Genomic DNA, 2,489 nt, shown 5'->3' with positions numbered 1-2,489 from the left:
CTTCCGATCTATGGCGGCTGCAGCATGGCGGACAACCGATCCGGCACCGGCTCCTCGAGCACCGGATCGAACGCCGCGCGCAGCTGCGCCCGCACCTCGCGCGCCTGCCGCACGCGACGGGCAAGCGCGTCGTCCTGCGCCAGCGCGGCATCGACGCGCGCAGCCGTGGAGGCGTCCAGTTCGCCATCCACGTACGCCTGCAGGGTGTCGTCGTCGATCGGGTTCATGCGTCTTTCCCAAGATGGGCCTGCAACGAGGCGCGGGCGCGCGCCAGACGGCTGGTGACGGTTCCGACCGGCACCTCCAGCAATTCGGCGGCCTCGCCGTAGGACATGCCTTCGACCAGCACCAGGGCCACCACTTCGCGATGGTCGGGCGGCAGCGTCGCCAGCGCCATCGCCAGTTCCAGCTGGTGCGCAGGCTGCGCGCTGGCGGCATCGGCGGCGGCCTGTCCGGCTTCCTCGGGCGCGAACAGGTGCTGCGACCGGCCACGCGCGCGCAGTTCGTCGCGCCATGCGTTGCGTGCAATCGCGAACACCCACTTGTCCAGCGCGGCGTCGGGCCGCCACTGCGCGGCCCGGGCCAGGGCGCGCTCCAGCACCGTCTGCACCAGATCGTCGGCATCGGCCACCTGCCCCGCCAGCGCCCGCGCCAGGCGGCGCAGGCGCGGCAACAACGGGATCAGACCTTCGCGCACGGCATCGCTCGAATTCACGCATCACCATCCATACGTCCGGAAGGAGCGTTTCCTTCCCTTTCGCTCACCCGCATGGTTCGAGGGCGTAAAGCGGGCAAATGCTAGCATCCGTCCCGATTCCATCGGAGGCCACTGGCGATGCCCCTGCGCCGTCTTTTCGCGACGTTGGTTCCGGTGCTGGCCATCGTGCAAGCGCTGGCCGGTGCGGCGCCTGCACGGGCACAGCTACGGGACCCGCTGCGGAGCCTGCCGGGATTGCAGGCTCCCGGCATGCAGCTGCCCGGCACGATCCCAGCAACCGGCCTGCAGCGCATCGGCGACGTGCTGCGGCAACCGCTGGCGATCACCCGCAAGCTCCAGATCGACGCGCTGCTGCGCGAGCAACCCAGACGCGTCGACGTCGACCCCCAGGGCGCGCCGGTGCTGCGCGGCGAGTTCCTCGCCATGGGCCTGTCGAGCGTCCAGGGCGATGCGGTGCGGGCGCTGGGTTTCGCATTGGATCGCCAGACCTCCGCCGACGCGACGCTGGGACTGGACTTCGCGGTCCTGCACGACACCCGCGGACGCAGCACCGCCATGGCCATGCGCGCCCTGCAGCAGGCTGCACCGGGCGCGACGTTCACCTACCAGCACCTCTACCTGCCCGCAGGCCAGGACGCCCCGGCGGCGGCGGGTTCCACGGGCTCGCCCTCCAGCGCGCCGGCGCAGCGCGTGGGGCTGATCGACGGCGGCGTCGATCCGGCCGACCCCGCACTGGCACGTGCGCGCATCGAGCAGCACGGCTGCACGACGGCGAGCATCTCGCGGCATGGCACCGCGGTGGCCGCACGCCTGGTCGCCGGGGATGCGGACACGCTGTTCGCCGCCGACCTATGGTGCGGCGATGCGGTCGGCGGTGCCGTGTCGAACCTGGTGGATGCCCTGTCATGGATGGCGCGCGAGCGGGTGGCAGTGATCAACATCAGCCTGGTCGGGCCCGACAACCCTGTGCTCGCGCGCGCGGTCAAGGCGATGATCGCGCGCGGGCACGTGCTGGTCAGCGCGGTCGGCAACGACGGGCCGGCGGCCCCGCCGCTGTTTCCGGCGGCCTACCCGGGCGTGATCGGGGTTGCCGGTGTCGATGCGCGAGGACGCGTGCTGCCCGAGTCGGGCAGCGGCGAGCAGGTGGACTTTTGCGCATCCGGCGTGATCGGCCGCGGCCGGGACGCACTGCGCGGCACCTCGTTCGCGGCACCGATCGTGGCGCGCAAGGCTGCCCGGCTACTGGACGCTCCCCGCGATGGCGCCGCGTCCGAGGTGCAGCAACGGCTGATCGGCGAGGCGCGCCCTTCCGGCGCTGCAGGCCATGACCCGCACTGCGGCTACGGCCTGTTGTCGCCCTGAACCTGAACGCTCTTCCAACCGCGCCGACGGGCGTGGAAGGATCCTTCTACCCCGGACGTACTGGACCCTGGAAGCCGCGGATCGGCCGCAGGCAGGAGGTCCCCACATGCGCAACACGACCCTCAGCAACAAGATCAACGTCACGCTGTTCGCCGGCGCGCTCGCACTGGCCGCGACGGCCCCGACGCACGCCCAGGTGCTGGGCGGCGGCTCCCTCGCCGGTGGCCTGGGCGGCGGATTGAACGGCACGATGCAGTCGACGATGGGCCAGATCGGCGGCCGGATCGACGGCTCCGCGCGCGGCATGGGCATGGGCGCGCTCGATGGCACCCGCGGGATCCACCTGCGGGCCGCCGAACGGCGGGCGGAACGCCTGCGCCAGCGCGCCAACGCAACCGCCACCTCGGCC

3 protein-coding genes and 1 pseudogene are annotated in these 2,489 nt (G+C 72.2%); 2 read left to right on the top strand and 2 right to left on the bottom strand.

Going from position 1 to position 2,489, the window contains the following annotated elements; translation table 11 throughout:
* Positions 1–8: 8 nt before the first annotated feature.
* Both HOQ08_RS11415 and HOQ08_RS11410 read right to left on the bottom strand, forming a co-directional pair.
* Positions 9–227, bottom strand: coding sequence for a NepR family anti-sigma factor (locus HOQ08_RS11415; RefSeq protein WP_291194732.1), 219 nt, complete (start codon positions 225–227; stop codon positions 9–11).
* Positions 224–715 carry an RNA polymerase sigma factor gene (locus HOQ08_RS11410; RefSeq protein WP_291194729.1) on the bottom strand — a complete coding sequence of 164 codons (492 nt, stop codon included), beginning with the start codon at positions 713–715 and terminating at the stop codon, positions 224–226. The genes HOQ08_RS11415 and HOQ08_RS11410 overlap by 4 nt, the downstream gene beginning before the upstream one ends.
* A gap of 252 nt (positions 716–967) precedes the next feature.
* Between HOQ08_RS11410 and HOQ08_RS11405 the strand changes: the two genes are divergently transcribed.
* Both HOQ08_RS11405 and HOQ08_RS11400 read left to right on the top strand, forming a co-directional pair.
* The gene (locus HOQ08_RS11405) at positions 968–2,080 is read left to right on the top strand and encodes a S8 family serine peptidase (protein WP_291194726.1); all 1,113 of its coding nucleotides are present in this window, start codon (positions 968–970) and stop codon (positions 2,078–2,080) included.
* 106 nt (positions 2,081–2,186) lie between these two features.
* Positions 2,187–2,489 (top strand): annotated as a pseudogene (locus HOQ08_RS11400) (hypothetical protein); the annotation flags it as partial.

This window comes from Frateuria sp. (genome assembly GCF_013362045.1).
Classification (GTDB): domain Bacteria; phylum Pseudomonadota; class Gammaproteobacteria; order Xanthomonadales; family Rhodanobacteraceae; genus Frateuria_A.
The sequence above is the reverse complement of the archived record's forward strand: the minus strand, read 5'-3'. Positions and strand labels throughout refer to the sequence as shown.

Excerpts from the sequence above, each read along its gene's own strand:
- HOQ08_RS11415 (WP_291194732.1), bottom strand. The coding sequence starts at position 227 with ATGAACCCGATCGACGACGACACCCTGCAGGCGTACGTGGATGGCGAA.
- HOQ08_RS11405 (WP_291194726.1), top strand. The coding sequence starts at position 968 with ATGCAGCTGCCCGGCACGATCCCAGCAACCGGCCTGCAGCGCATCGGC.